At 58.4% G+C, this 21,022-nt stretch carries 21 protein-coding genes; 12 read left to right on the top strand and 9 right to left on the bottom strand.

Translation table 11 applies throughout. The features are described 5' to 3' along the window. Positions 1-101 precede the first annotated feature (101 nt). Together ettA and gdhA are read left to right on the top strand one after the other, a co-directional pair. Positions 102-1,766 carry an energy-dependent translational throttle protein EttA gene (gene ettA, locus PMI01S_RS09520; RefSeq protein WP_084319521.1) on the top strand — a complete coding sequence of 555 codons (1,665 nt, stop codon included), beginning with the start codon at positions 102-104 and terminating at the stop codon, positions 1,764-1,766. A 371-nt stretch (positions 1,767-2,137) separates the two neighbouring features. Continuing rightward, on the top strand, positions 2,138-3,475 hold the full coding sequence (gdhA, locus tag PMI01S_RS09515) for an NADP-specific glutamate dehydrogenase (RefSeq protein ID WP_084319519.1): 1,338 nt from the start codon (positions 2,138-2,140) through the stop codon (positions 3,473-3,475). On the opposite strand, the gene PMI01S_RS09510 is transcribed toward gdhA, so the two are convergent. The 4 genes from PMI01S_RS09510 to PMI01S_RS09495 all read right to left on the bottom strand — a co-directional run bounded on the left by PMI01S_RS09510 (position 3,472) and on the right by PMI01S_RS09495 (position 7,147). After that, positions 3,472-3,966 (bottom strand): GreA/GreB family elongation factor, encoded by a 495-nt coding sequence (locus PMI01S_RS09510; protein ID WP_084319517.1) that lies wholly within the window; start codon positions 3,964-3,966, stop codon positions 3,472-3,474. The two genes, gdhA and PMI01S_RS09510, sit on opposite strands and share 4 nt — an antisense overlap. A 70-nt stretch (positions 3,967-4,036) precedes the next feature. Then, positions 4,037-4,393 carry a hypothetical protein gene (locus tag PMI01S_RS09505; protein WP_084319515.1) on the bottom strand — a complete coding sequence of 119 codons (357 nt, stop codon included), beginning with the start codon at positions 4,391-4,393 and terminating at the stop codon, positions 4,037-4,039. A gap of 195 nt (positions 4,394-4,588) precedes the next feature. Beyond that, the gene (locus tag PMI01S_RS09500) at positions 4,589-6,442 is read right to left on the bottom strand and encodes an Lnb N-terminal periplasmic domain-containing protein (RefSeq protein ID WP_084319513.1); all 1,854 of its coding nucleotides are present in this window, start codon (positions 6,440-6,442) and stop codon (positions 4,589-4,591) included. A gap of 216 nt (positions 6,443-6,658) precedes the next feature. Beyond that, positions 6,659-7,147, bottom strand: coding sequence for a DUF3015 domain-containing protein (locus PMI01S_RS09495; protein ID WP_008154254.1), 489 nt, complete (start codon positions 7,145-7,147; stop codon positions 6,659-6,661). 417 nt (positions 7,148-7,564) lie between these two features. Between PMI01S_RS09495 and PMI01S_RS09490 the strand changes: the two genes are divergently transcribed. After that, entirely contained in the window at positions 7,565-10,003 is a 2,439-nt protein-coding gene (locus tag PMI01S_RS09490; protein ID WP_084319511.1) for a Lon protease family protein, read from the top strand. Positions 10,004-10,336: 333 nt separating this feature from the next. Then, a complete protein-coding gene (locus tag PMI01S_RS09485) occupies positions 10,337-10,678 on the top strand; it encodes a PA4575 family protein (RefSeq protein WP_017340866.1) in 342 nt (113 codons plus the stop codon). A 5-nt stretch (positions 10,679-10,683) separates the two neighbouring features. On the opposite strand, the gene PMI01S_RS09480 is transcribed toward PMI01S_RS09485, so the two are convergent. Then, the gene (locus tag PMI01S_RS09480) at positions 10,684-12,513 is read right to left on the bottom strand and encodes a hypothetical protein (RefSeq protein WP_084319509.1); all 1,830 of its coding nucleotides are present in this window, start codon (positions 12,511-12,513) and stop codon (positions 10,684-10,686) included. 171 nt (positions 12,514-12,684) lie between these two features. Between PMI01S_RS09480 and PMI01S_RS09475 the strand changes: the two genes are divergently transcribed. From PMI01S_RS09475 to bamJ, 3 genes are all read left to right on the top strand, one after another. After that, entirely contained in the window at positions 12,685-13,173 is a 489-nt protein-coding gene (locus PMI01S_RS09475; RefSeq protein WP_034148219.1) for a TIGR00645 family protein, read from the top strand. 141 nt (positions 13,174-13,314) lie between these two features. Further along, positions 13,315-13,623: a DUF6482 family protein gene (locus PMI01S_RS09470; protein ID WP_084319507.1), complete on the top strand. Its 309-nt coding sequence runs from the start codon at positions 13,315-13,317 to the stop codon at positions 13,621-13,623. A 121-nt stretch (positions 13,624-13,744) separates the two neighbouring features. Continuing rightward, entirely contained in the window at positions 13,745-14,362 is a 618-nt protein-coding gene (bamJ, locus tag PMI01S_RS09465) for a BamJ family beta-barrel-assembly machinery protein (protein ID WP_017340863.1), read from the top strand. Between the two features lie 112 nt (positions 14,363-14,474). On the opposite strand, the gene PMI01S_RS09460 is transcribed toward bamJ, so the two are convergent. From PMI01S_RS09460 to PMI01S_RS09450, 3 genes are all read right to left on the bottom strand, one after another. Further along, positions 14,475-14,732 carry a PA4570 family protein gene (locus tag PMI01S_RS09460; RefSeq protein ID WP_084319505.1) on the bottom strand — a complete coding sequence of 86 codons (258 nt, stop codon included), beginning with the start codon at positions 14,730-14,732 and terminating at the stop codon, positions 14,475-14,477. A gap of 206 nt (positions 14,733-14,938) precedes the next feature. Continuing rightward, complete coding sequence (locus PMI01S_RS09455) at positions 14,939-15,280, bottom strand: zinc ribbon domain-containing protein YjdM (protein ID WP_010467527.1); 342 nt, start codon at positions 15,278-15,280, stop codon at positions 14,939-14,941. Positions 15,281-15,450: 170 nt separating this feature from the next. After that, on the bottom strand, positions 15,451-16,419 hold the full coding sequence (locus tag PMI01S_RS09450; protein ID WP_015096895.1) for a polyprenyl synthetase family protein: 969 nt from the start codon (positions 16,417-16,419) through the stop codon (positions 15,451-15,453). Between the two features lie 240 nt (positions 16,420-16,659). Here PMI01S_RS09450 and rplU point away from each other — a divergent pair, with 240 nt between their 5' ends. The 5 genes from rplU to PMI01S_RS09425 all read left to right on the top strand — a co-directional run bounded on the left by rplU (position 16,660) and on the right by PMI01S_RS09425 (position 20,421). Next, on the top strand, positions 16,660-16,974 hold the full coding sequence (gene rplU / locus PMI01S_RS09445) for a 50S ribosomal protein L21 (RefSeq protein ID WP_007950961.1): 315 nt from the start codon (positions 16,660-16,662) through the stop codon (positions 16,972-16,974). 35 nt (positions 16,975-17,009) lie between these two features. Then, on the top strand, positions 17,010-17,285 hold the full coding sequence (gene rpmA / locus PMI01S_RS09440) for a 50S ribosomal protein L27 (RefSeq protein ID WP_017340859.1): 276 nt from the start codon (positions 17,010-17,012) through the stop codon (positions 17,283-17,285). Positions 17,286-17,478: 193 nt separating this feature from the next. Further along, positions 17,479-18,702, top strand: coding sequence for an Obg family GTPase CgtA (gene cgtA, locus PMI01S_RS09435; RefSeq protein ID WP_008037904.1), 1,224 nt, complete (start codon positions 17,479-17,481; stop codon positions 18,700-18,702). Positions 18,703-18,825: 123 nt separating this feature from the next. Further along, positions 18,826-19,944 carry a glutamate 5-kinase gene (gene proB, locus PMI01S_RS09430; RefSeq protein WP_017340857.1) on the top strand — a complete coding sequence of 373 codons (1,119 nt, stop codon included), beginning with the start codon at positions 18,826-18,828 and terminating at the stop codon, positions 19,942-19,944. A gap of 12 nt (positions 19,945-19,956) precedes the next feature. Beyond that, positions 19,957-20,421: a CreA family protein gene (locus PMI01S_RS09425; RefSeq protein ID WP_007901880.1), complete on the top strand. Its 465-nt coding sequence runs from the start codon at positions 19,957-19,959 to the stop codon at positions 20,419-20,421. A gap of 185 nt (positions 20,422-20,606) precedes the next feature. Here PMI01S_RS09425 and rpsT read toward each other — a convergent pair whose 3' ends face one another. Continuing rightward, a complete protein-coding gene (gene rpsT, locus PMI01S_RS09420) occupies positions 20,607-20,885 on the bottom strand; it encodes a 30S ribosomal protein S20 (protein ID WP_008154937.1) in 279 nt (92 codons plus the stop codon). Positions 20,886-21,022 lie beyond the last annotated feature (137 nt).

The following is a 21,022-nucleotide window of genomic DNA, read 5'->3' as shown; positions in this document are numbered from 1 at the left end:
AGCGCGCACATATTGATAGCTTTCAATCGGGCGACGCGCACGGCCTGGCCAGGCATCGCCTGCGCCCTAATCATTCATCTGTCACTGACCCAAGGTTCTCCATGGCTCAATACGTCTTCACCATGCATCGGCTGGGCAAAGTTGTTCCGCCGAAGCGGGAAATCCTGAAAAACATTTCGCTGTCTTTCTTCCCCGGCGCCAAGATCGGCGTGCTCGGCCTCAACGGTTCGGGTAAATCCACGTTGCTGAAAATCATGGCTGGCGTCGACACCGAGTTCGAAGGCGAAGCCCGTCCGATGCCGGAGCTGAACATCGGCTACCTGCCGCAAGAGCCGATCCTGGACCCGACCAAAACCGTGCGTGAAGTGGTCGAGGAAGCGGTCAGCGTGATCAAGAACGCCCAGGCGCGCCTGGACGAGGTCTACGCGGCTTACGCTGAAGAAGATGCCGACTTCGACAAACTGGCAGCCGAACAGGCCAAGCTCGAAGCCATCCTGCAAGCCAGCGACGGTCACAACCTGGACCGCCAACTGGAAGTCGCCGCCGATGCGCTGCGTCTGCCGGCGTGGGACGCCAAGGTCGAATTCCTTTCCGGTGGTGAGAAGCGTCGTGTGGCCCTGTGCCGCCTGCTGCTGTCCGCCCCCGACATGCTGCTGCTCGACGAACCGACCAACCACCTGGACGCCGACTCCGTCGCCTGGCTGGAACACTTCCTCCACGACTTCCCGGGCACCGTCGTTGCGATCACGCACGACCGTTACTTCCTGGACAACGTCGCCGGCTGGATTCTGGAACTTGACCGCGGCGCGGGCATTCCTTACGAGGGCAACTATTCGGGTTGGCTCGAAGCCAAGTCCGATCGTCTGGCTGCCGAATCCAAGCAGCAGTCGGCCCACGAAAAAGCCATGAAGGAAGAACTGGAGTGGGTGCGCAAAGGCGCCAAGGCCCGCCAGTCCAAATCCAAGGCTCGTCTGCAACGCTTCGAAGAAATGCAATCGCAGGAATTCCAGAAGCGCAGTGAAACCAACGAGATCTACATCCCGGCCGGTCCGCGCCTGGGTGACAAGGTCATCGAGTTCAAGAACGTCACCAAGGGCTACGGCGATCGCGTGTTGATCGACAACCTGTCGTTCTCGATGCCGAAAGGCGCCATCGTTGGCGTGATCGGCGGTAACGGCGCGGGTAAATCCACGCTGTTCCGTATGCTGATGGGCAAGGAAACTCCGGATTCGGGCACCATCGAAGTCGGCGAAACCGTGCAACTGGCGTGCGTCGACCAGAGCCGTGAAGACCTGGACGGCAGCAAGACCGTGTTCCAGCAAATCTCCGACGGTTCGGATCAGATCCGCATCGGCAACTACGAGATTCCGTCGCGTACTTACGTCGGTCGCTTCAACTTCAAGGGCGGCGATCAGCAGAAGTTCGTCAAGGACCTGTCCGGTGGTGAGCGCGGTCGCTTGCACCTGGCCCTGACCCTGAAGGAGGGCGGCAACGTCCTGCTGCTCGACGAACCGTCCAACGACCTCGACGTTGAAACCCTGCGTTCCCTGGAAGAAGCTCTGCTGGACTTCCCGGGCGCCGCCATTGTGATCTCTCACGATCGGTGGTTCCTTGACCGCGTCGCGACCCACATCCTGGCGTACGAAGACGACTCGCAAGCGGTGTTCTTCGAAGGCAACTACACCGAGTACGAAGCCGATCGCAAAAAACGCCTCGGCGAAGCGGCTGCCCAGCCGCATCGTGTACGGCACAAGAAACTGGCCTGATTCCAGGTTGGTTGCATGAAAAAACGGAGCCTTCGGGGCTCCGTTTTTTTTTGGTCTTTTGGTGGCGCCGCGGTGCGACATTTCGCGAGCTGCCCCCACATTATTTGATTTTCAGTGGACTGCGGATTCGTGACCACCACAGATCACATGTGGGAGCGGGCTTGCTCGAAGAGGCGAAATCCATGACGGTGCAGTATTCAAATCGCGACTCCCTGTTTGGGTGCAAATATCGTCCAGATCCGCATTAATTTATATCCAGCGCACCATTTATTTTCATAAGTGCGACATTTTGCGCTGTCGTGGTGCGCGGTCAGTTTGCTAAAGTCCGGCCCAATCTCTTCCAACGACAATAAATTTGCCGAGACTTATCCATGATCGAATCCGTTGAATCCTTCCTTGCCCGTCTGAAAAAACGCGACCCGGACCAACCCGAATTTCATCAGGCCGTCGAAGAAGTCCTGCGCAGCCTTTGGCCGTTTCTTGAAGCCAATCCGCACTATCTGACCTCCGGAATCCTGGAGCGGATTTGCGAACCGGAGCGGGCAATCGTTTTCAGGGTTTCGTGGGTCGACGATCAAGGCAAAGTGCAGGTCAATCGCGGATTCCGCATCCAGATGAACAGCGCTATCGGTCCGTACAAGGGCGGGCTGCGTTTCCATCCTTCGGTGAACCTTGGGGTGTTGAAGTTTCTTGCCTTTGAACAGACCTTCAAAAACTCGCTGACGTCGTTGCCGATGGGCGGTGGCAAGGGTGGGTCGGACTTCGATCCAAAAGGCAAAAGCGATGCTGAAGTCATGCGGTTCTGCCAGGCCTTCATGAGCGAGCTGTATCGTCATATCGGAGCGGACGTCGACGTTCCGGCCGGTGATATCGGCGTCGGGGCTCGCGAGATCGGTTTTCTGTTTGGCCAATACAAGCGCCTGAGCAACCAGTTCACCAGCGTGTTGACCGGCAAGGGCCCGAGCTATGGCGGCAGCCTGGTTCGCCCGGAAGCCACCGGTTTTGGTTGCGTGTACTTCGCTGAAGAAATGCTCAAGCGCAGCGGTGCAACCGTCGAAGGCAAGCGCGTGGCCATCTCTGGTTCCGGCAACGTTGCGCAATACGCGGCGCGCAAGGTCATGGACCTGGGCGGCAAAGTGATTTCGTTGTCCGACTCCGAGGGCACGCTGTACTGCGAAAGCGGTTTGACCGAAGAGCAGTGGCGGGCAGTACTGGAACTCAAAAACGTCCAGCGCGGGCGTATCAGTGAACTGGCCGGCCGTTTTGACCTGGAGTTCAAGGCCGGCCAGCACCCGTGGGCGCTGAGTTGCGACATCGCTCTGCCCTGCGCGACACAAAACGAACTGGATGTCGAAGCGGCTCGCACGTTGTTGCGCAACGGCTGCATCTGTGTGGCGGAAGGGGCAAACATGCCGACTACCCTCGAAGCGGTGGACCTGTTTATCGAGGCGGGGATTCTGTTTGCGCCGGGCAAGGCTTCCAATGCCGGCGGTGTCGCGGTGAGCGGGCTGGAAATGTCACAGAACGCCATGCGCCTGTTGTGGACCGGTGGTGAAGTGGACAGCAAGCTTCACGCGATCATGCAATCGATCCACCACGCTTGCGTGCATTACGGCGAAGAGAATGGCCGGATCAACTACGTCAAAGGCGCGAACATCGCCGGCTTCGTCAAGGTTGCCGACGCGATGCTCGCCCAGGGCGTGGTTTAAGCCGGTTCGATACGGATGATCTCGATCATCTGATCGCCGGCCGGGCGTTGCCACAGCACCTCGTCGCCGAGTTGCGCCCCGAGCAACGCCCGGCCCAATGGTGAGCCCCAGTTGATCAGGCCCGCAGAGGCATCGGCCTGATCTTCGCCGACCAGTTGTACGGTCTGCTCGGTGTTGTGTTCGTCGGCGAAGGTCACATGGCTGCCGATCTGCACTTTTTGCGTTGAGTTCGCGACGGTCACGACCTGGGCGCTTTGCAGGCGCTGGTTGAAATACCGCAAATCTCGTTCGAGGTCCGCCAGGCGTTGCTTGTCGGCGTGCTCACCTTTGGCCGATTGCTCACTGTGCAATTGTTGCAATTGGGCGACCTTCTCCTGCAACTGGGCCAACCCCGTGGGCGTGACGTAATTGGGCTGCGCGCTGACCTGCCGTTCGACTGGCTGATCGGCTTGTGCGGCGGCGTTATCTTCATTGACGAAGGCGCGACTCATGGTTTTCTCCCGTTATAGGGTTTGGGCCATGGTCATGGTCTTTTAGTTTCGATGGATGTCTGAAAGCGACTCATTGCGAGCGAAACGCACGGGCGGCGTCCTGGTCTTTCCGTTGCTGCCAGGCTCTTTCGCGCTCGTCCCAATGGTGGCTGCGATAATCCTCGCGGTCTTCGCTTTCACGCATGGCCTGACACTGGCGGAAACCATCGCTCCAGCCTTCGGCGTAGGGCTTGTCCTTGAGATAACGCGGCACGTTCTTGCGAAACTCACCGGTGATCGCCCCGGCCGCTTGCCGGCCACTGCTGCAGCCGTCGTCGAAACCATCGGCGAAGGCCGGTGGATAGCCCTTGGCAATCAGGTCTTCGTGGGTCGTCTGGCAGCCCGCGATCAACATCAATACAGCCACTACACCCACGCAACGCCACATCTCGGACTCCCGGCCATTCGACGACCTATACGTGAAGTCTAGGAGTGGATTCGTGAGGCGTTCGTGAAAGGAGTGTGATGAATCTGTCAGGTAGCGAAATCCCTTTGTAGGAGCCGGCTTGCTGGCGATAGCATCACTGCGGTCATTCAGGTTACACCGCAGTGATGCCATCGCCAGCAAGCCGGCTCCTACAGGTCAATAGTGATACCACTTCATCTCAAGCATCACTTCGTTCTCGGGCGAGGCGAGGTGGCTGAATTCGCGCTGGGCGCTCAGGCGCAGGCCCAGGTTGCGCGACAACTCCCACTGTTGGTTCAGGCTCACGCTGCGGCGGACTTCGCCATTGGTGAAGAAATCGCCTTTGGCTTCAAGGCTGAAATTGCCCAGCGGATTTTTCCACAGCACACCGCTATTGAAACCGGCGGCTGGCGCGATAAAGCCCGCGAAGTCGTTGTTGTGCTCAACGCGCACCGTGCCCAAGGCAAAACCAAGCATGTCCTCGCTCAACTGCCAGGTGCCGCCGCCACCGCCGTTGACGTGGCTGACCAGCGTTTCATCGTCATGTTTGCCCGGCACGCGCTCAAGGCCGCCGGTGACTTGCCACGACAACGGCTGCAACAGCTCGTTGCGCGGCGTCAGGGAGCGAATGGTCGCCAGGTCCAGTTGCTGCAACTGCCATTGATTGCCTTCGTACTGGCGCAGTTTCATCTGCAGGATTTCAATCTGCGCGCCGAGGGGAAAACTTTCGGAGTTGTCGTTGAGGTCGTGATAGGCCATGCGCAGGCCATATTCACCAAACGCCTTGTCGCCCCGGGTGCCGATGCCCGCCTGCCAGGTGCGGGACTCATGGCCGTCCTCTGGCAAACCGGGTTGCGGAATGTCCAACTCGGGGGGCGGGTTCTGGTTGATCGCCCGCAGCAATTCGAAACTGCGTTGGGCCCGTTGCGGGTCGCGTTCCTGGCCGTTGGCGCGGTAGCGTTCGAGCCGGTAAGCCGCGTCGATGATCAGTGCCTGGCGCGCGCGGGGTTGCGCCTTGAACGCCGGTTCCTGCAATTGTTTCTGGTCGGCGCTGACTTTCAGTACCCACTGCTGTTCTTCATCGGTGAGCGGCTCGGCGCGGCTCAGCAGCTCACGCTCGCGGGACGGACGATATTGAATGGATTCCACCAGGCCTGCTTCTTTCACGGCTTTGACGGTGTCGGTTGGAATCGCGGTCAGCGGGAATTGTTCAGTGAGGCGCAGGCTCGGGCGCGCTACCTGCAAAAGCTCCAGCAGGCGATAGGAGCAGTTTTCGTCGAAGAAGAAATAGTCGAACTGGATCTGCTTGAGCTCCCAGACATGCTCGACCATGCGCTCGGTTTCTTGTGGCGTCAGGTTCAGCCGGTATTCCCACAGGTCACGGTTCTCGAGACTGCGATATTCCGAGAGTTTTTCCTGGTACGGCACCAGCGCGAACAGGCCCGGATAGCCGCCCATCAAGCCCTTCCAGGCGTAGAGGATGCTGTTGTCCGAGCCTTCGATGTAGGCGCCGAAGTTGATCGCATAGCTGAGCAGCGCCGTCTTGTCGCTCTGCACACCTGCCTGATCGATGCGCAGCAGGGTATGGCCGAACATCGATGACGGGCTGTTCAGATACGCCGCCGGGAAAATCATCACCGCGCTGTGGGGCGAGACATCCTTGAACCATTGCTTGAACTCGGTGCAGTCCAGGGGCGGCAGGTCGGTCAGGTTGAGTTGTGCTTTCAGCCAGCGAGTACGCGCCGGGTAGACACATTGCGCGTGTTGCTCGCCGGCACTGGCTGGGGCATAGAGCGCCTGCACGGTCGCGGCCAGTTCACGGTCGGGATGTTCATTGCCGTCGGGCGCCAGAAAGAACTTCCTGTCGCTGACATAGCTGCGCCAGCCGCCCAGCTTGGCGGTTTCGTAATGACCGAGGGAAAGCCAGAAGGGATCATTGGCCAGTTGCTGCAAACGTTGATTGTCGATGTGTGGCGCGGCGGACAGCGGGGCGCAGACACAGAGCGCCAGCCAGGCAAGGCGTTTGAGCATAGTGGGCAACTTAAGTCGAAAAAAATAAAGACCCGGTACGGAAGATCCGTCCTTGCAGGAGCCGGCTTGCTGGCGATGGTATCGACGCGGTCGTTCACATACACCGCGGTGATGCCATCGCCAGCAAGCCGGCTCCTACAGTTGGAGGATATGGCCGAAAAGGGACAGGTCCAAAAAAACAAAACCCGCTCCCCTAAAGGAACGGGCGGGTCGAGCTTAAGCTTGAGTGGCGTACTTGGCCAGACGCGGATCGCTCTTCAGAACGGCCAGGGTGTTGGTATGCACGTCGTCAGCGGTCACGTCAGCCTTGCTGAAGATCTGCTGGAAGTGCTCATGAGTGACGGCGGCGAAGTGCGCACGGTCTTCCGGCGCCACGCCCAGTACCACGGCGTAAGTGGTCAGCGCTTCGCCCTGACCCTTGGCCATGTCTTCGGACAGCTCGTTCATCATGCCATTCATGGCAATCCAGGATTTGCCGCCATAGGTCAGCGACGCATTAGTCGAGCAACCGTTGGTACCGGAGGTCATACCGAAGGTTGCGTTACCGGAAGTGCCGTTGGTGGTGGATGCCAGGAAGTGAGCCGGGGTGCCACGCTGACCTTCGAACAGCATGTTGCCCCAACCGCAATCCGGGCCACCTGGTGCTTGGGCCATGGCGTTGATGGATACAGCGGTGAAGAGAGTACCGAGAAGAATCCGTTTCATAGCTTTGTTCTCTTTATGTGCATACCAATGGACAAGGGTTCTGGCCCGGCTCTGTACGAAAACTGCCTGCGCGGCGATCAGGCTGCGTTGAAAATAGACTCGGAATGCTCATGTGGGTCCCCCACACTCCGCTTCCTCATCTGTTTTCGCCTTGCCTGATCGCCGCTCGGCGAGTTTTCGTACAGACCACTACGGCGCCAGTGGGCCGGTTATTGTTCCAGCCGCGCAGTTTGGAGTTTAGGCACGTTCCAAGGGTTCCGTCACATTTTGCGAAATATTCGTTGAAAACGTTGATTTAGACCCGGTCCGCCCGGGGATAGCCGTTTAGCTATGCTTTGGCTAAAGGCGCGCCTTGCCAGTGGGGTATGGGCAGCGCCAGAATGCCGCTATCTGCCCCGCCTGATGTAAGGAAGCCCGATGCCTGATCCTGTTGCTGCCAGCTTGCGTCTAGCGCCCGAAGCGCTGACTCGTCCGTTTTCCGCTGAACAGTTCAGCTTCTCTACCACCAATGATCTGGAGCCCTTCCGCGGTGTGCTTGGCCAGGAACGTGCGGTCGAAGCCTTGCAGTTCGGTGTGGCCATGCCACGCCCCGGTTACAACGTATTCGTCATGGGCGAGCCTGGCACTGGCCGGTTTTCGTTCGTCAAACGCTACCTGAAGGCCGAAGGCAAACGCTTGCAGACCCCGGCCGACTGGGTCTACGTCAACAATTTCGATGAGCCCCGCGAGCCCCGCGCCCTGGAATTGCCCTCGGGCACTGCCGGCGCGTTCATCGGTGATATCAACGGGTTGATCGACAACCTGTTGGCGACTTTTCCCGCGGTGTTCGAACATCCGTCCTACCAGCAGAAGAAAAGCGCCATCGACCGCGCTTTCAACCAGCGCTATGACAAGGCGCTGGACATCATCGAGCGCCTGGCGCTGGAGAAAGACGTCGCGCTTTACCGCGATGCCAGCAACATCGCGTTTACCCCGATGAGTGAAGGCAAGGCACTGGATGAAGCGGAATTCGCCCAGTTGCCGGAAGCCGATCGCGAGCGTTTTCACGATGATATTTCCGGACTGGAAGAGCGCCTGAACGAAGAGCTCGCCAGCCTGCCGCAATGGAAGCGTGAGTCGAGCAATCAACTGCGCCACCTCAACGAAGAAACCATCACCCTGGCCTTGCAGCCGTTGTTGTCGCCGTTGTCGGAGAAATACGCCGAGAACGCGGCGGTGTGCGGTTACCTGCAGGCGATGCAGGTTTATCTGCTGAAAACCGTGGTCGAGCAACTGGTGGACGACAGCAAAGCCGACGCTGTTGCCCGCAAGATGCTGGAGGAGCAATACGCGCCGAGCCTGATGGTCGGTCATTCGGCCAGCGGCGGTGCGCCGGTGGTGTTCGAACCGCACCCGACTTACGAAAACCTGTTTGGCCGCATCGAATACAGCACCGATCAGGGCGCGCTCTACACGACGTATCGTCAACTGCGACCGGGCGCGCTGCACCGTGCCAACGGCGGTTTCCTGATCCTCGAAGCGGAAAAAATGCTCAGCGAACCGTTCGTGTGGGATGCGCTCAAGCGCGCCCTGCAATCGCGCAAGCTGAAAATGGAATCGCCGCTGGGTGATCTGGGTCGCCTGGCCACCGTGACCCTGACACCGCAACACATTCCGTTGCAGGTCAAAGTCGTCATCATTGGTGCCCGACAACTGTATTACACGCTGCAAGACCTCGATCCGGACTTCCAGGAGATGTTCCGCGTCCTGGTGGATTTCGACGAAGACATCCCGATGGTCGACGAGAGCCTGGAACAGTTCGCCCAGCTACTTAAAACCCGCACCTCCGAAGAAGGCATGGCGCCGCTGACCGCCGATGCGGTGGCGCGCCTGGCGACGTACAGCGCGCGTCTGGCTGAGCATCAGGGACGTTTGTCCGCGCGCATTGGCGACTTGTTCCAACTGGTCAGCGAAGCGGACTTCATTCGTCACCTGGCGGGCGACGAAATGACCGACGCCGGGCACATCGAGCGTGCGCTCAAGGCCAAGGCCACTCGCACCGGGCGCGTTTCGGCGCGGATTCTCGATGACATGCTGGCCGGGATCATCCTTATCGACACCGATGGCGCAGCGGTCGGCAAGTGCAACGGGCTGACGGTGCTGGAAGTCGGTGACTCGGCGTTCGGTGTACCGGCGCGGATTTCCGCCACGGTCTATCCGGGCGGCAGCGGCATTGTCGACATCGAGCGTGAAGTTAACCTCGGCCAGCCGATTCACTCCAAAGGCGTGATGATCCTTACCGGGTATCTGGGCAGCCGTTACGCCCAGGAATTCCCGTTGGCGATTTCCGCGAGTATCGCGCTGGAGCAATCCTACGGTTACGTTGATGGCGACAGTGCGTCGCTGGGAGAGGCGTGCACGTTGATTTCGGCCTTGTCGAAAACGCCGCTCAAGCAGTGCTTTGCGATCACCGGTTCGATCAACCAGTTCGGTGAAGTGCAGGCGGTTGGCGGGGTCAACGAAAAAATCGAAGGCTTCTTCCGCCTCTGCGAGGCTCGCGGGCTGACCGGTGAGCAGGGGGCGATCATTCCTCAGGCCAACGTCGCCACACTGATGTTGGACGAGAAGGTGCTGGCGGCGGTGCGCACGGGGCAATTCCATGTCTACGCGGTGCGTCAGGCCGATGAAGCGCTGAGCCTGTTGGTTGGCGAGCCTGCCGGTGCGCCGGATGAAAATGGCGAGTTCCCTGAAGGCAGCGTGAATGCGCGGGTGGTGGAGCGTCTGCGGGTGATTGCGGAAATGATCAGCGAAGAAGACCTGAAAGAAGCCGAGAAAGAAGCTGCGCAGGAAGCCTTGGTCGAAGCCAAACCGGCCTGATACAACTCCCGGGGCCACCCCGATCCACTGTGGGAGCGGCGGTGCGACGTTTCGACTTGCTCGCGAATCGATTTTTCATTCAACACATCTGTTGACTGATCTACCGCTTTCGCGAGCAAGCCCGCTCCCACATTTGTATTGGACGAATCCTGAAAAAGTGCCATCACTCTGACGTCAACATTCACACAATGACCATTCGGCGCCTTCTGGTCTCAGTTGACGTGCTGGTCAGACTTTTCTTCTATTCTCAGCTCAAGGATATCGACAGTAATCACTGGATCGAGACAGCTCTCCCGTGGGGGCTGAATACCGGATCTACCGAGGGTCGCCGCCATGTCGCGCAACCTCTGCCTCACCCGTCAATGCCTGGGTCTTGTGACCCGTATCGAGTGCGCCATCAAGCCATTGGCTGGCGATACGGGCATGTGGACCTTGCTGTTTGCCGCCGGAATGGCCGGCGAGCAACCGTCAGCCATCAAGGCCCAGGGCCCGTTTCATGGCCCCTTCGTGGCTGAATCAATCCTCGACACCATAGTTGAAAGCCTGACCCTGCACGGCTACGAGCTGGCCGACGATCCACAAATCTGGTGCCTGCACCTGCAAGCCCAGCTGCGGGAAATCAACGGAGGCCGTTGCCGCAACCTGGGCGGCTTCGAGTTTCGTCCCGACCATTGAAAGGGCTACTGGTCAAGGCTGGACGTATCAGCCTTGTCGAGCTTGACCTCGAAACCATATTGCACGGTGGTGAGATCGGTTCGCTGATAAGTTTCCAGACGAGTGGGCTGGCCATAGAAGTAATGCACGCCGAATAACGCCGGGCCTTCTGCGCTTGCGTCGTGTATGACCGAAAGAATCTCCTTGAGGTAGTGACCGCTATCGTCCCTGGCGAAAAAGCGCCAGTCCTGTGCGGGAAACAGCTTCAGATCAACCACCAGCGCATTGCCTTTCAATTCCAGGCCTTTAGGCAGTTGGTGGGCGTCGAGTGTCTGCTTGTCGATCGTCGCCAGGAACAGCGGCATGGAGCCCACCGCGTAGGCCGGCGTTTGCGCAAACAGGTTCAGATCGTAAGTGATGATGCCGCGCAGGGGATCGATCTGATACGCCTCCGGCGGAAGCTCGATCGGCTCATCGCGTTTTCCTTTGCTGTCCTCGGTAAAGAAGCTGACCGGGCTATCGCCGGGGTTGAAAGAAGTGCCCAGCAGTTCATCGTTGAAACTTCGGGTGTGATCGAACTCAATGCGCGCGGCGCTCGGGTCGTCCACCGATTGCCGGATGCTGACGCTCTTTTTCAGTTGTTCCTCGCTCAGCGTCGCACCTTTGAGCCAGCTCGGGGCCTGATCGTCGTAAACCACCACCGGCAAGGTCAGCGGCTGGATGGTTTTGTCGGTGGTGTGCTGGTCGAAGCGACGCACTGGCAAATCCAGGTCCTTGCGTGTGACCGTGGCCGCCGAGAAGTCGAGCAGGCTGACTTCAAGGGTCTCGATCTGTCCGTTGAAATACACCCTGGAGTAATGGTTCTTTTGTTGCTTCTCAAAGGCGCGCTGCTCTTCTTCGAGCTGTTTTTCGAACGTCTCGCTCCAGGCTTTTTGTTGCTGCATTTTTGTGAGCTGTTGTTGATAGAAGGCAATTTGCGCGGCGGTTTCGTTGATTGAACCGGAGCGCGAAAGAAATTGCCCGGTGGCGTCCTTCGCCTGGACGATCAGCGGCTTGAGTGGCGTTGCGCCCACCTCGGGCGCCAGCGGTGCGCTGTTGTTGAATTCGATCTCGGCGTAATTGTTTGTCAGTTTCAGCAAGGTGACGCTGAGGTTGTCGTTGGTGCGTGTCTGGCCAACGTCCTTTTTTGTCAGCTCGAAGCTATAAAGCCTGCGAGGTGCGATGACTTCCACTTTGCCTTGCAGGCTCACCGGCTGCGGCTGGTGCTTGTTGTCGACGTCCAGGCCATCGATGAACGGATAAGTCACTGTCAGGTCGTCGGGGTTGGTCAGATTGGAGCTCGACGGGCTTAGCTGAATACCGGGGTCGGTTTCCGACCATTCCGGCTGGAACGCGATCACGCGTTTGTTGCTCAGGGTCACCGACTGCCATTCCAGACTATGGGGAAAGAGGAACGCGGCCGGAATGTCGAAGTTGAAGGGGAACACCGGTTGCAGGTCGGTCAGGTAATCGGAGCTGGAATCCTTGTGCAGCACAATCAGGCCATTGATGTACGTATCGACCAGCGCCTGGGGCGTGGGATAGTGCTTGAGCACCGCAAGGACGTCTTCACCGTACTCGGTGACCACGGGTTTGCTGTCGAGTTTGAGTTGTGCCCGTTCGAACAACAGCAGCGAGCCACCCAGCTCGGCCACGACATCCTTGAGTTTCGGGTCCTGAATGGCATCCAGGGCCTTCTCGAACTGCGCGGTTTTTTCCTCGAGGCTGACCTGGCGTTTGTCATCGCTGGGTGAGCAGCCGCTCATCAGCAGAGCCAGACAAATCCCGGCGCTCATTAAAGGCAATCGCACATCCATTTCCCGTCTTCCTGTCCGATGTCGCTGAGCTGTCAATGGTTTGGACACTAGCAGAAAAACCTTGTCACACACGTGCAGGTTGCGGATTTCCCGATGGTTTCTGGCTGCTTCTGGGTATGGACAGGCGGCTGGTATACTCGCGGCCATTTTCAACCCAATGTGTGAGATTCAATGGAACGCTTTATCGAAAATGCAATGTACGCCTCCCGCTGGCTGCTGGCGCCGATCTACTTTGGTCTGTCCCTCGGTCTGCTGGCATTGGCGCTGAAATTCTTCCAGGAAGTCTTCCACGTCATTCCCAACGTGTTCTCGATGGCTGAATCGGACCTGATTCTGGTGCTGCTGTCGCTGATCGACATGGCACTGGTGGGCGGTTTGCTGGTGATGGTGATGATTTCCGGCTACGAGAACTTCGTCTCCCAACTGGATATCGATGACAACAAGGAAAAGCTCAACTGGCTGGGCACCATGGATTCGTCTTCATTGAAGATGAAGGTCGCAGCGTCCATCGTGGCGATTTCGTCGATCCATCTGTTGCGCATCTTCATGGACGCCAAGAACGTCGATCCCGAGCATTTGAAGTGGTACGTAATCATTCACATGACTTTCGTGGTATCGGCCTTTGCCATGGGGTATCTGGATAAACTCACCAAGCACTGACACGCACGGCCCTTGCAGGAACGAGCCTCGCTCCTGCAAGAAGTGTGAAACAGACGGGCGGCGTCGTTTATGGCTTGTACTTTGAGGTCCTGAGGCCTATCCCTTAAAGATGTTGTCTCGCCACTGTGTGAGGTGCGTTCCATGAACTTCGAAGAGCTACGTGCTTATGCCATCGCCGGGAAAGTCGATGAGCTGAACCTGATCTCCATGGAAGGCGGTATCTACCTGCTGGAAGCACGCATGCATGGTGCTGCGTATCCCTTGAATGATGCCAAGGGCCAAGGCATTCACCTGCGTTCGGTCGAGCATGCGCGTCAAGTGCTTCATGCCTTTCCCACCTTGCCGTTCAACCTCGTGCACACCTCGGTTCATGATGAAATGTGCGGGTTGGTTGCGAATGCAGAGGAAAGCCTGAAGGTGCCGATCAATACAGGTGCCTGGCGACACTGACAGCGCTCATCAGCGCAACGACATCTGTGCTAGTCTGCTGGCCCTTTTGGTTCCGGGCGCTCCGGGATGCGCTGTGCACGCACGGCAAGTTCCAGGGCCGTCCGCACAGCGGAGCAGTGTCATGTCCGAAGTAAATCTGTCCACCGACGAAACCCGCGTCAGCTACGGTATTGGCCGTCAGCTGGGCGACCAACTGCGCGACAACCCGCCGCCGGGCGTCAGCCTGGACGCGATCCTGGCTGGCCTGACCGACGCATTCGCCGGTAAGCCAAGCCGTGTGGGTCAGGAAGAAATGTCCGCGAGCTTCAAGGTTATCCGCGAAATCATGCAGGCTGAAGCGGCTGCCAAAGCTGAAGCGGCTGCTGGCGAAGGCCTGGCGTTCCTGGCTGAAAACGCCAAGCGCGATGGCATCACTACCCTGGCTTCCGGTCTGCAATTCGAAGTGCTGACAGCCGGCGAAGGCGCCAAGCCATCCCGTGAAGACACCGTGCGTACTCACTACCACGGCACCCTGATCGACGGCACTGTGTTCGACAGCTCCTACGATCGTGGTCAGCCAGCTGAATTCCCGGTTGGCGGCGTGATCGCCGGCTGGACCGAAGCGCTGCAACTGATGAACGCCGGCAGCAAATGGCGCCTGTACGTGCCGAGCGAACTGGCTTACGGCGCTCAAGGCGTTGGCAGCATTCCGCCGCACAGCGTACTGGTCTTCGACGTCGAGCTGCTTGACGTTCTGTAAGCCCGACTACCTTGTAGGAGCCGGCTTGCTGGCGATAGCATCACCGCGATGTTCCTGAAACACCGCGGCGCCTGGATCGCCAGCAAGCCGGCTCCTACATGGTTTGCGTTACTCATACTTCGATCTTATGGTTCAGATCGCTCGTCGGGCGCAACGCCCGGGCATAGCAGAACAGAAACAGATTGCGTACCAGTTCCTTGAGCACCACCGGCTCGCTGGAACTCAAGCCGTTGACGTCCAGGTCACCCTGATCCTGCAGCTCGTTCAAGGCTTCTTCTTCAAGCACCGCGCAGACTTCCCCGGTTTCCCGATGCAGGATCCTGAGGTAAGGATGAGGGCGGTCCAGCCAGGCATCGATCAAATAAGTCATGAGTCTCATCTCCATTAATGGGTTTCAATGAGAATAATTCTTATTCATCAAATAGCAAGGGCCTATTGGCAGTTTGTGGTTTTTTCCGGGTAAAGATTGCGTAAGGTCAAAACGGCTGGCGTTCGGCTATTGCGAGGGATTGCTGGGCGAAGCGGAGGAGGGCGAAGCGCCATCCCACGCAGGGCGCGGGATGGATCACAGCAGGTTCAGACTTTTCTGACGAACTCGGATTTGAGCTTCATTGGGCCGATGCCGTCGATCTTGCAGTCGATGTCGTGGTCGCCATCGCACAGGCGGATGTTCTTGACCTTGGTGCCAACCTTGACCACCAGCGACGTGCCTTTGACCTTGAGGTCCTTGATCACGGTGATGGTGTCGCCGTCCTGCAGGACGTTGCCTACCGAATCTTTTTTCACGGTGTCATCGGAAGCTGCTTCAGCTTCGCCGCTGGCGGACCACTCGTGGGCGCACTCGGGGCAGATCAGCTGTGCGCCGTCTTCGTAAGTGTATTCGGAATTGCATTTCGGGCAGGGTGGCAACGTGCTCACTAAGGCTCCTTGGATTCAGGATCGCTAAAAAGCGCACATTATATAGGGTTTTACGCGGGAGAGGGATGTACGACCTGTAGAAGCCGGTTTGCTGGCGATGTATACGCCTCGGTGTGTCAGGAGTTCCGAGGTGATGCAATCGCCAGCAAGCCGGCTCCTACAAGGGGCGATCAGTGCGTGCGGGCTACGGCGAATTCACTCAGCTCAACCAATGCATCGCGATACTCGCTGGCAGGCAGCGCTTCGAGGCATTTGATCGCGCGAGCCACATAGTCGCGGGCCAGTTGCGCGGTGTACTCAAGGGAGCCGGAAGCTTCAACGGCCTCGCGAATGCTTTCCAGGTCCTCGATGCCGCCTTTCTGAATCGCCTTGCGCACCAGTGCCGCCTGTTCCGGCGTACCTTCGCGCATGGTGTAGATCAGTGGCAGGGTCGGTTTGCCTTCAGCCAGGTCGTCGCCGACGTTCTTGCCCAGGGTCTCCGCGTCGCCCTTGTAGTCCAGCAGGTCGTCGACCAGTTGGAAGGCCACGCCCAGGTGATCACCAAAGGTGCGCAGGGCTTCGGCCTGTTCCGGCGTCGCCTCGCACAGCGCTGCGGCACTGTGGGTCGACGCCTCGAAGAGCATCGCAGTCTTGCCGCGGATGACTTCCATGTAGGTTTCTTCAGTGGTGCTTGCGTCGCGGACCTTCGACAGCTGCAACACTTCGCCCTCGGCGATGATGCGCGTGGCTTGCGAAAGGATCTTCATCACCGGCATGGAGCCCAGTTCGACCATCATTTCGAAGGAACGCGAATACAGGAAGTCGCCCACCAGCACACTCGGGGCGTTGCCCCACATGGCATTGGCGGTCGAGCGGCCACGGCGCATGCCGGACATGTCGACCACGTCGTCGTGCAGCAAGGTGGCGGTGTGCAGGAACTCGATGGTCGCGGCCAGGAGACGCAGGTCGTCGCCCTCGCGGCCAAGAGCCTTGCCACACAGCAGCACCAATAAAGGACGCAGGCGTTTGCCACCAGCCGAGGTGATGTAGTCGCCGATTTTCGATACCAGCGGCACTCGGGAAGTCAGCTGCTTCTTGATGATGCCGTCGACGGCGCTAAAATCGTCCGCCACCGCGCGGTAGAAAGCTTGGGGTTGCATCAGCGACAGTTGCTCCAGAAGGGTTGCGCGGCATGCTAGGACCCACGTCGGCGGGTGTCAAGGCGCGATGGACGGCCTCTTGCATCGCTCCGGTAGCTTGCGTACAATCGCGCACCCTGAACTTCCTGGGCAGCACCTGCCTTACGCAATTGCAAACGGGCCTTCCAGCCTTATGCAGCCATGCCAGCCAATACCTCTTCTTATAAAGAGCTGGGTGAGCAGGATTATCGGAGAAATACCATGTCGTACGCAGTAATCGTTACTGGTGGCAAGCAGTACAAAGTCGCCCCAGGTGAATACCTGAAGATTGAAAAACTGGAAGTCGCTACCGGCGAATCCGTAACTTTTGATCGCGTTCTGTTGGTCGCCAATGGCGATGACGTGAATATCGGTGCTCCAGTTGTTGCTGGCGCTACCGTTGTGGCTGAAGTGATCTCCCAAGGTCGTCACGATAAAGTCCGCATCATCAAGTTCCGTCGTCGTAAGCACCACATGAAGCGTATGGGCCACCGCCAGTGGTACACCGAGATCAAAATCACCGGTATTCAGGCTTAATTTCAGCCTAATTCCTCACTAGGAGAATTGAACTCATGGCACACAAAAAAGCTGGTGGTAGTACCCGTAACGGTCGCGACTCAGAAGCCAAACGCCTTGGCGTGAAGATGTATGGCGGCCAGGTTATCATTCCGGGCAACATCATCGTGCGTCAGCGCGGCACCCAATTCCACGCCGGTTACGGTGTTGGCATGGGTAAAGATCACACTCTGTTCGCTAAAATCGACGGCGTGATCAAGTTTGAAGTAAAGGGCGCCTTCGGTCGTCGTTACGTAAGCATTGTTCCGAAGACTGAAGTCGTCGCGGCATAATTACGTGGTTGCTGGAAAAGCCCTGTCTTGCGACGGGGCTTTTTCGTTTGTGGGGTGAGTCTCTTGCAAAGCTGTTTGTAATGGGCTCCAGCGCTGGATTTGCGGTCGTTGATTGAGGTCGCTGCGCTCATTTTTGCAAGAGTCTTATGTCTAGATTTTTTCGGCTCGTCCGTATGGCGAGAGGCGTTTTGTTATGAAGTTTGTTGATGAAGTATCGATTCGAGTAAAGGCCGGTGACGGCGGCAACGGTTGCATGAGCTTCCGTCGCGAGAAATTCATCGAAAACGGCGGCCCGAACGGCGGTGACGGTGGTGATGGCGGCTCGGTCTACATGATCGCCGATGAAAACCTCAACACCCTGGTGGACTACCGTTACACCCGGCACTTCGATGCCGAGCGCGGTTCCAACGGCGGCAGCACCGACTGCACCGGCAAGAAAGGTGAAGAGCTGGTGCTGCGTGTTCCGGTTGGCACGACTGTCATCGATGCTGCCACCCAGGAAGTGATCGGCGACCTGACCAAGGCTGGCCAGAAACTGCTGGTGGCGCATGGCGGCTGGCACGGTCTGGGCAACACCCGTTTCAAATCCAGTACCAACCGCGCTCCGCGTCAGACCACTCCGGGTAAACCGGGTGAGGCGCGTGATCTGAAGCTGGAAATGAAGGTGTTGGCGGACGTCGGCCTGCTGGGCTTGCCGAATGCGGGCAAAAGTACCTTCATTCGTTCGGTGTCGGCTGCCAAGCCGAAAGTCGCCGACTACCCGTTCACCACGCTGGTGCCGAACCTGGGCGTGGTCAGCGTCGATCGCTGGAAGAGCTTCGTGGTCGCGGACATTCCGGGTCTGATCGAAGGCGCTTCCGATGGCGCAGGCCTGGGGATTCGCTTCCTCAAGCACTTGTCGCGTACCCGTTTGCTGCTGCACCTCGTGGACATGGCGCCGCTCGACGACACCAGTGCCCCGGACGCTGCTGAAGTGATCGTCAGCGAACTGACCAAGTTCAGCCCGTCTTTGGCTGAGCGTGATCGCTGGCTGGTACTGAACAAGTGCGACCAGATCCTTGAAGAAGAGCACGATGCTCGCGTCAAGGAAATCGTTGATCGCCTGGAGTGGACCGGTCCGGTTTACGTGATCTCCGCCATCTCCAAGCTGGGCACCGAGCGTCTGTGTCACGACATCATGCGTTACATGGAAGATCGTGCCGATCGCCTGGCGAACGACCCTGCTTACAAGGAAGAGCTGGCTGAACTCGATCAGCGCATCGAAGACGAAGCCCGTGCTCAACTGCAGGCTCTGGACGACCAGCGTGCCCTGCGTCGCAGTGGCGTGAAGTCGGTCCATGACATCGGCGACGATGATTGGGACGAAGAAGACGTGGATGATGAGGACGGTCCGGAAATCATTTACGTGCGCGACTGATCTGTTGCGATAAACTTGAACGCCGCTCCCTGGAGCGGCGTTTTAGTATCTGGAAATCGGTAGTCACGAATAACGTTATGGGCAGCGCTGGGTCGCGCTGTCCTCAAGCTAAGGTTGAAGATGATGCGGAGCAAGGTGACAGGTGCGCAGCGTTGGGTCGTGAAAATCGGCAGCGCGTTGCTGACGGCGGACGGCAAGGGCCTGGATCGCGCGGCAATGGGGGTCTGGGTCGAACAGATGGTGGCCTTGCATGAAGCGGGCGTCGAGCTGGTGCTGGTGTCCTCCGGGGCGGTAGCGGCGGGCATGAGTCGTCTGGGCTGGACCGTACGACCCAGTGCGATGCACGAACTGCAGGCGGCTGCCGCTATCGGTCAGATGGGTCTGGTTCAAGCCTGGGAATCGAGCTTTGCCGAGCATGGCCGACACACCGCGCAGATTCTCCTGACGCACGACGACCTGTCCGACCGCAAGCGCTACCTGAACGCCCGCAGCACCTTGCGTGCCTTGGTCGAGTTGAAAGTCATCCCGGTAATCAACGAAAACGACACCGTGGTCACCGACGAAATTCGTTTTGGCGACAACGACACGCTGGCGGCGCTGGTGGCCAACCTGGTCGAAGCTGATTTGCTGGTGATCCTCACCGATCGCGACGGCATGTTCGATGCCGATCCGCGCAACAATCCCGATGCCAAGCTGATTTACGAAGCACGCGCTGATGATCCGGCTCTGGATGCGGTGGCGGGCGGTACCGGTGGTGCGTTGGGTCGTGGCGGCATGCAGACCAAGTTGCGTGCGGCGCGTCTGGCGGCGCGTTCCGGTGCGCACACCATCATCGTCGGTGGGCGCCTTGAGCGTGTGCTGGATCGCCTGAAGGCGGGCGAGCGTATTGGCACCTTGCTGTCGCCGGAGCGCGGTATGCTGGCGGCGCGCAAACAATGGCTGGCCGGCCATTTGCAAACCCGTGGCACGCTGGTGCTGGATGCGGGGGCGGTGACGGCGTTGTCCCAAGGCAACAAAAGCCTGCTGCCGGTCGGCGTCAAGCTGGTCCAGGGCAGTTTTCGTCGCGGCGAAATGGTGGTGTGCGTGGCGCCGGACGGTCGTGAGATTGCCCGTGGCCTGGCCAACTACAGCGCGCTGGAAGCGCAGAAAATCATCGGTCAATCGTCTGAGGCGATTGTCGGTCTGTTGGGTTATATGGCGGAACCGGAACTGGTTCACCGCGATAACCTGATCCTGGTCTGAAGGAATACCTGAATGCGTGTTGCAAAAGGATTGTTGGGGCTGCTGTTGGCAATGCCGCTGCTGGCCTCGGCCGAGGAGATTGGTCAGGTGTCGACGGTGTTCAAGTTCGTCGGCCCGAATGACCGCATCGTGGTCGAAGCATTTGATGATCCGAAGGTCGAGGGCGTGACCTGCTACCTGTCCCGGGCCAAGACTGGCGGCGTGAAGGGTGGTCTGGGTTTGGCTGAGGATCGCGCTGAGGCGTCTATCGCTTGTCGTCAGGTGGGGCCGATCAACTTCAAAGGCGAGTTGAAGGATGGCGAGGAAGTGTTCAAGGAGCGTACATCGCTGGTGTTCAAGACCATGCAGGTGGTGCGATTCCTCGACAAAAAGCGCAATACGCTGGTGTATCTGGTCTACAGCGATCGCTTGATCGAAGGCAGCCCGCAGAATGCGGTGACGGCGATTCCGATTCTGCCGTGGGCGCACGCTCAATAAACTGGCGAAGATCCAAATTGTGGGAGCGGGCTTGCTCGCGAATGCGGTGTGTCAGGCGATATTGATGCCGGCTGATACAGCGCATTCGCGAGCAAGCCTGCTCCCATATTTTTTTGCGGTGCGTTTACTAAATGACAGGCAATAAAAAACCGACCCTGGGGTCGGTTTTTCAACAAGCTTATCGCTTATGCGGCAACAGCAAGGTTCAGAGCCTTGACGTGACCGTTCAGGCGGCTCTTATGGCGAGCAGCCTTGTTCTTGTGGATGATGCCTTTATCGGCCATACGGTCGATAACTGGCACGGCCAGAACGTAAGCAGCTTGAGCTTTTTCAGCGTCTTTTGCGTCGATGGCCTTAACTACATTCTTGATGTAGGTACGAACCATGGAACGCAGGCTGGCGTTGTGGCTGCGACGCTTCTCAGCCTGTTTTGCACGTTTTTTGGCGGAAGGTGTGTTGGCCACCGTCGAGCTCCTCGAAAGACTTTTTAGGAAATAGCAAACAAAATAGGCCGCGAATCATGCCGATGAGTTGATGTCTTGTCAAGGGCGGTTGAGACGTTCCGCTAAGTGGTAGGTATAAAGAGGCGGGATATTTATTT

The sequence above is a fragment of the Pseudomonas migulae NBRC 103157 genome, assembly GCF_002091715.1.
Lineage (GTDB): Bacteria > Pseudomonadota > Gammaproteobacteria > Pseudomonadales > Pseudomonadaceae > Aquipseudomonas > Aquipseudomonas migulae_A.
This window is presented reverse-complemented; position numbering and strand designations above follow the sequence as displayed.

Excerpts from the sequence above, each read along its gene's own strand:
- ettA (WP_084319521.1), top strand. The coding sequence starts at position 102 with ATGGCTCAATACGTCTTCACCATGCATCGGCTGGGCAAAGTTGTTCCG.
- gdhA (WP_084319519.1), top strand. The coding sequence starts at position 2,138 with ATGATCGAATCCGTTGAATCCTTCCTTGCCCGTCTGAAAAAACGCGAC.
- PMI01S_RS09510 (WP_084319517.1), bottom strand. The coding sequence starts at position 3,966 with ATGAGTCGCGCCTTCGTCAATGAAGATAACGCCGCCGCACAAGCCGAT.
- PMI01S_RS09505 (WP_084319515.1), bottom strand. The coding sequence starts at position 4,393 with ATGTGGCGTTGCGTGGGTGTAGTGGCTGTATTGATGTTGATCGCGGGC.
- PMI01S_RS09500 (WP_084319513.1), bottom strand. The coding sequence starts at position 6,442 with ATGCTCAAACGCCTTGCCTGGCTGGCGCTCTGTGTCTGCGCCCCGCTG.
- PMI01S_RS09495 (WP_008154254.1), bottom strand. The coding sequence starts at position 7,147 with ATGAAACGGATTCTTCTCGGTACTCTCTTCACCGCTGTATCCATCAAC.
- PMI01S_RS09490 (WP_084319511.1), top strand. The coding sequence starts at position 7,565 with ATGCCTGATCCTGTTGCTGCCAGCTTGCGTCTAGCGCCCGAAGCGCTG.
- PMI01S_RS09485 (WP_017340866.1), top strand. The coding sequence starts at position 10,337 with ATGTCGCGCAACCTCTGCCTCACCCGTCAATGCCTGGGTCTTGTGACC.
- PMI01S_RS09480 (WP_084319509.1), bottom strand. The coding sequence starts at position 12,513 with ATGGATGTGCGATTGCCTTTAATGAGCGCCGGGATTTGTCTGGCTCTG.
- PMI01S_RS09475 (WP_034148219.1), top strand. The coding sequence starts at position 12,685 with ATGGAACGCTTTATCGAAAATGCAATGTACGCCTCCCGCTGGCTGCTG.
- PMI01S_RS09470 (WP_084319507.1), top strand. The coding sequence starts at position 13,315 with ATGAACTTCGAAGAGCTACGTGCTTATGCCATCGCCGGGAAAGTCGAT.
- bamJ (WP_017340863.1), top strand. The coding sequence starts at position 13,745 with ATGTCCGAAGTAAATCTGTCCACCGACGAAACCCGCGTCAGCTACGGT.
- PMI01S_RS09460 (WP_084319505.1), bottom strand. The coding sequence starts at position 14,732 with ATGACTTATTTGATCGATGCCTGGCTGGACCGCCCTCATCCTTACCTC.
- PMI01S_RS09450 (WP_015096895.1), bottom strand. The coding sequence starts at position 16,419 with ATGCAACCCCAAGCTTTCTACCGCGCGGTGGCGGACGATTTTAGCGCC.
- rplU (WP_007950961.1), top strand. The coding sequence starts at position 16,660 with ATGTCGTACGCAGTAATCGTTACTGGTGGCAAGCAGTACAAAGTCGCC.
- rpmA (WP_017340859.1), top strand. The coding sequence starts at position 17,010 with ATGGCACACAAAAAAGCTGGTGGTAGTACCCGTAACGGTCGCGACTCA.
- cgtA (WP_008037904.1), top strand. The coding sequence starts at position 17,479 with ATGAAGTTTGTTGATGAAGTATCGATTCGAGTAAAGGCCGGTGACGGC.
- proB (WP_017340857.1), top strand. The coding sequence starts at position 18,826 with ATGCGGAGCAAGGTGACAGGTGCGCAGCGTTGGGTCGTGAAAATCGGC.
- PMI01S_RS09425 (WP_007901880.1), top strand. The coding sequence starts at position 19,957 with ATGCGTGTTGCAAAAGGATTGTTGGGGCTGCTGTTGGCAATGCCGCTG.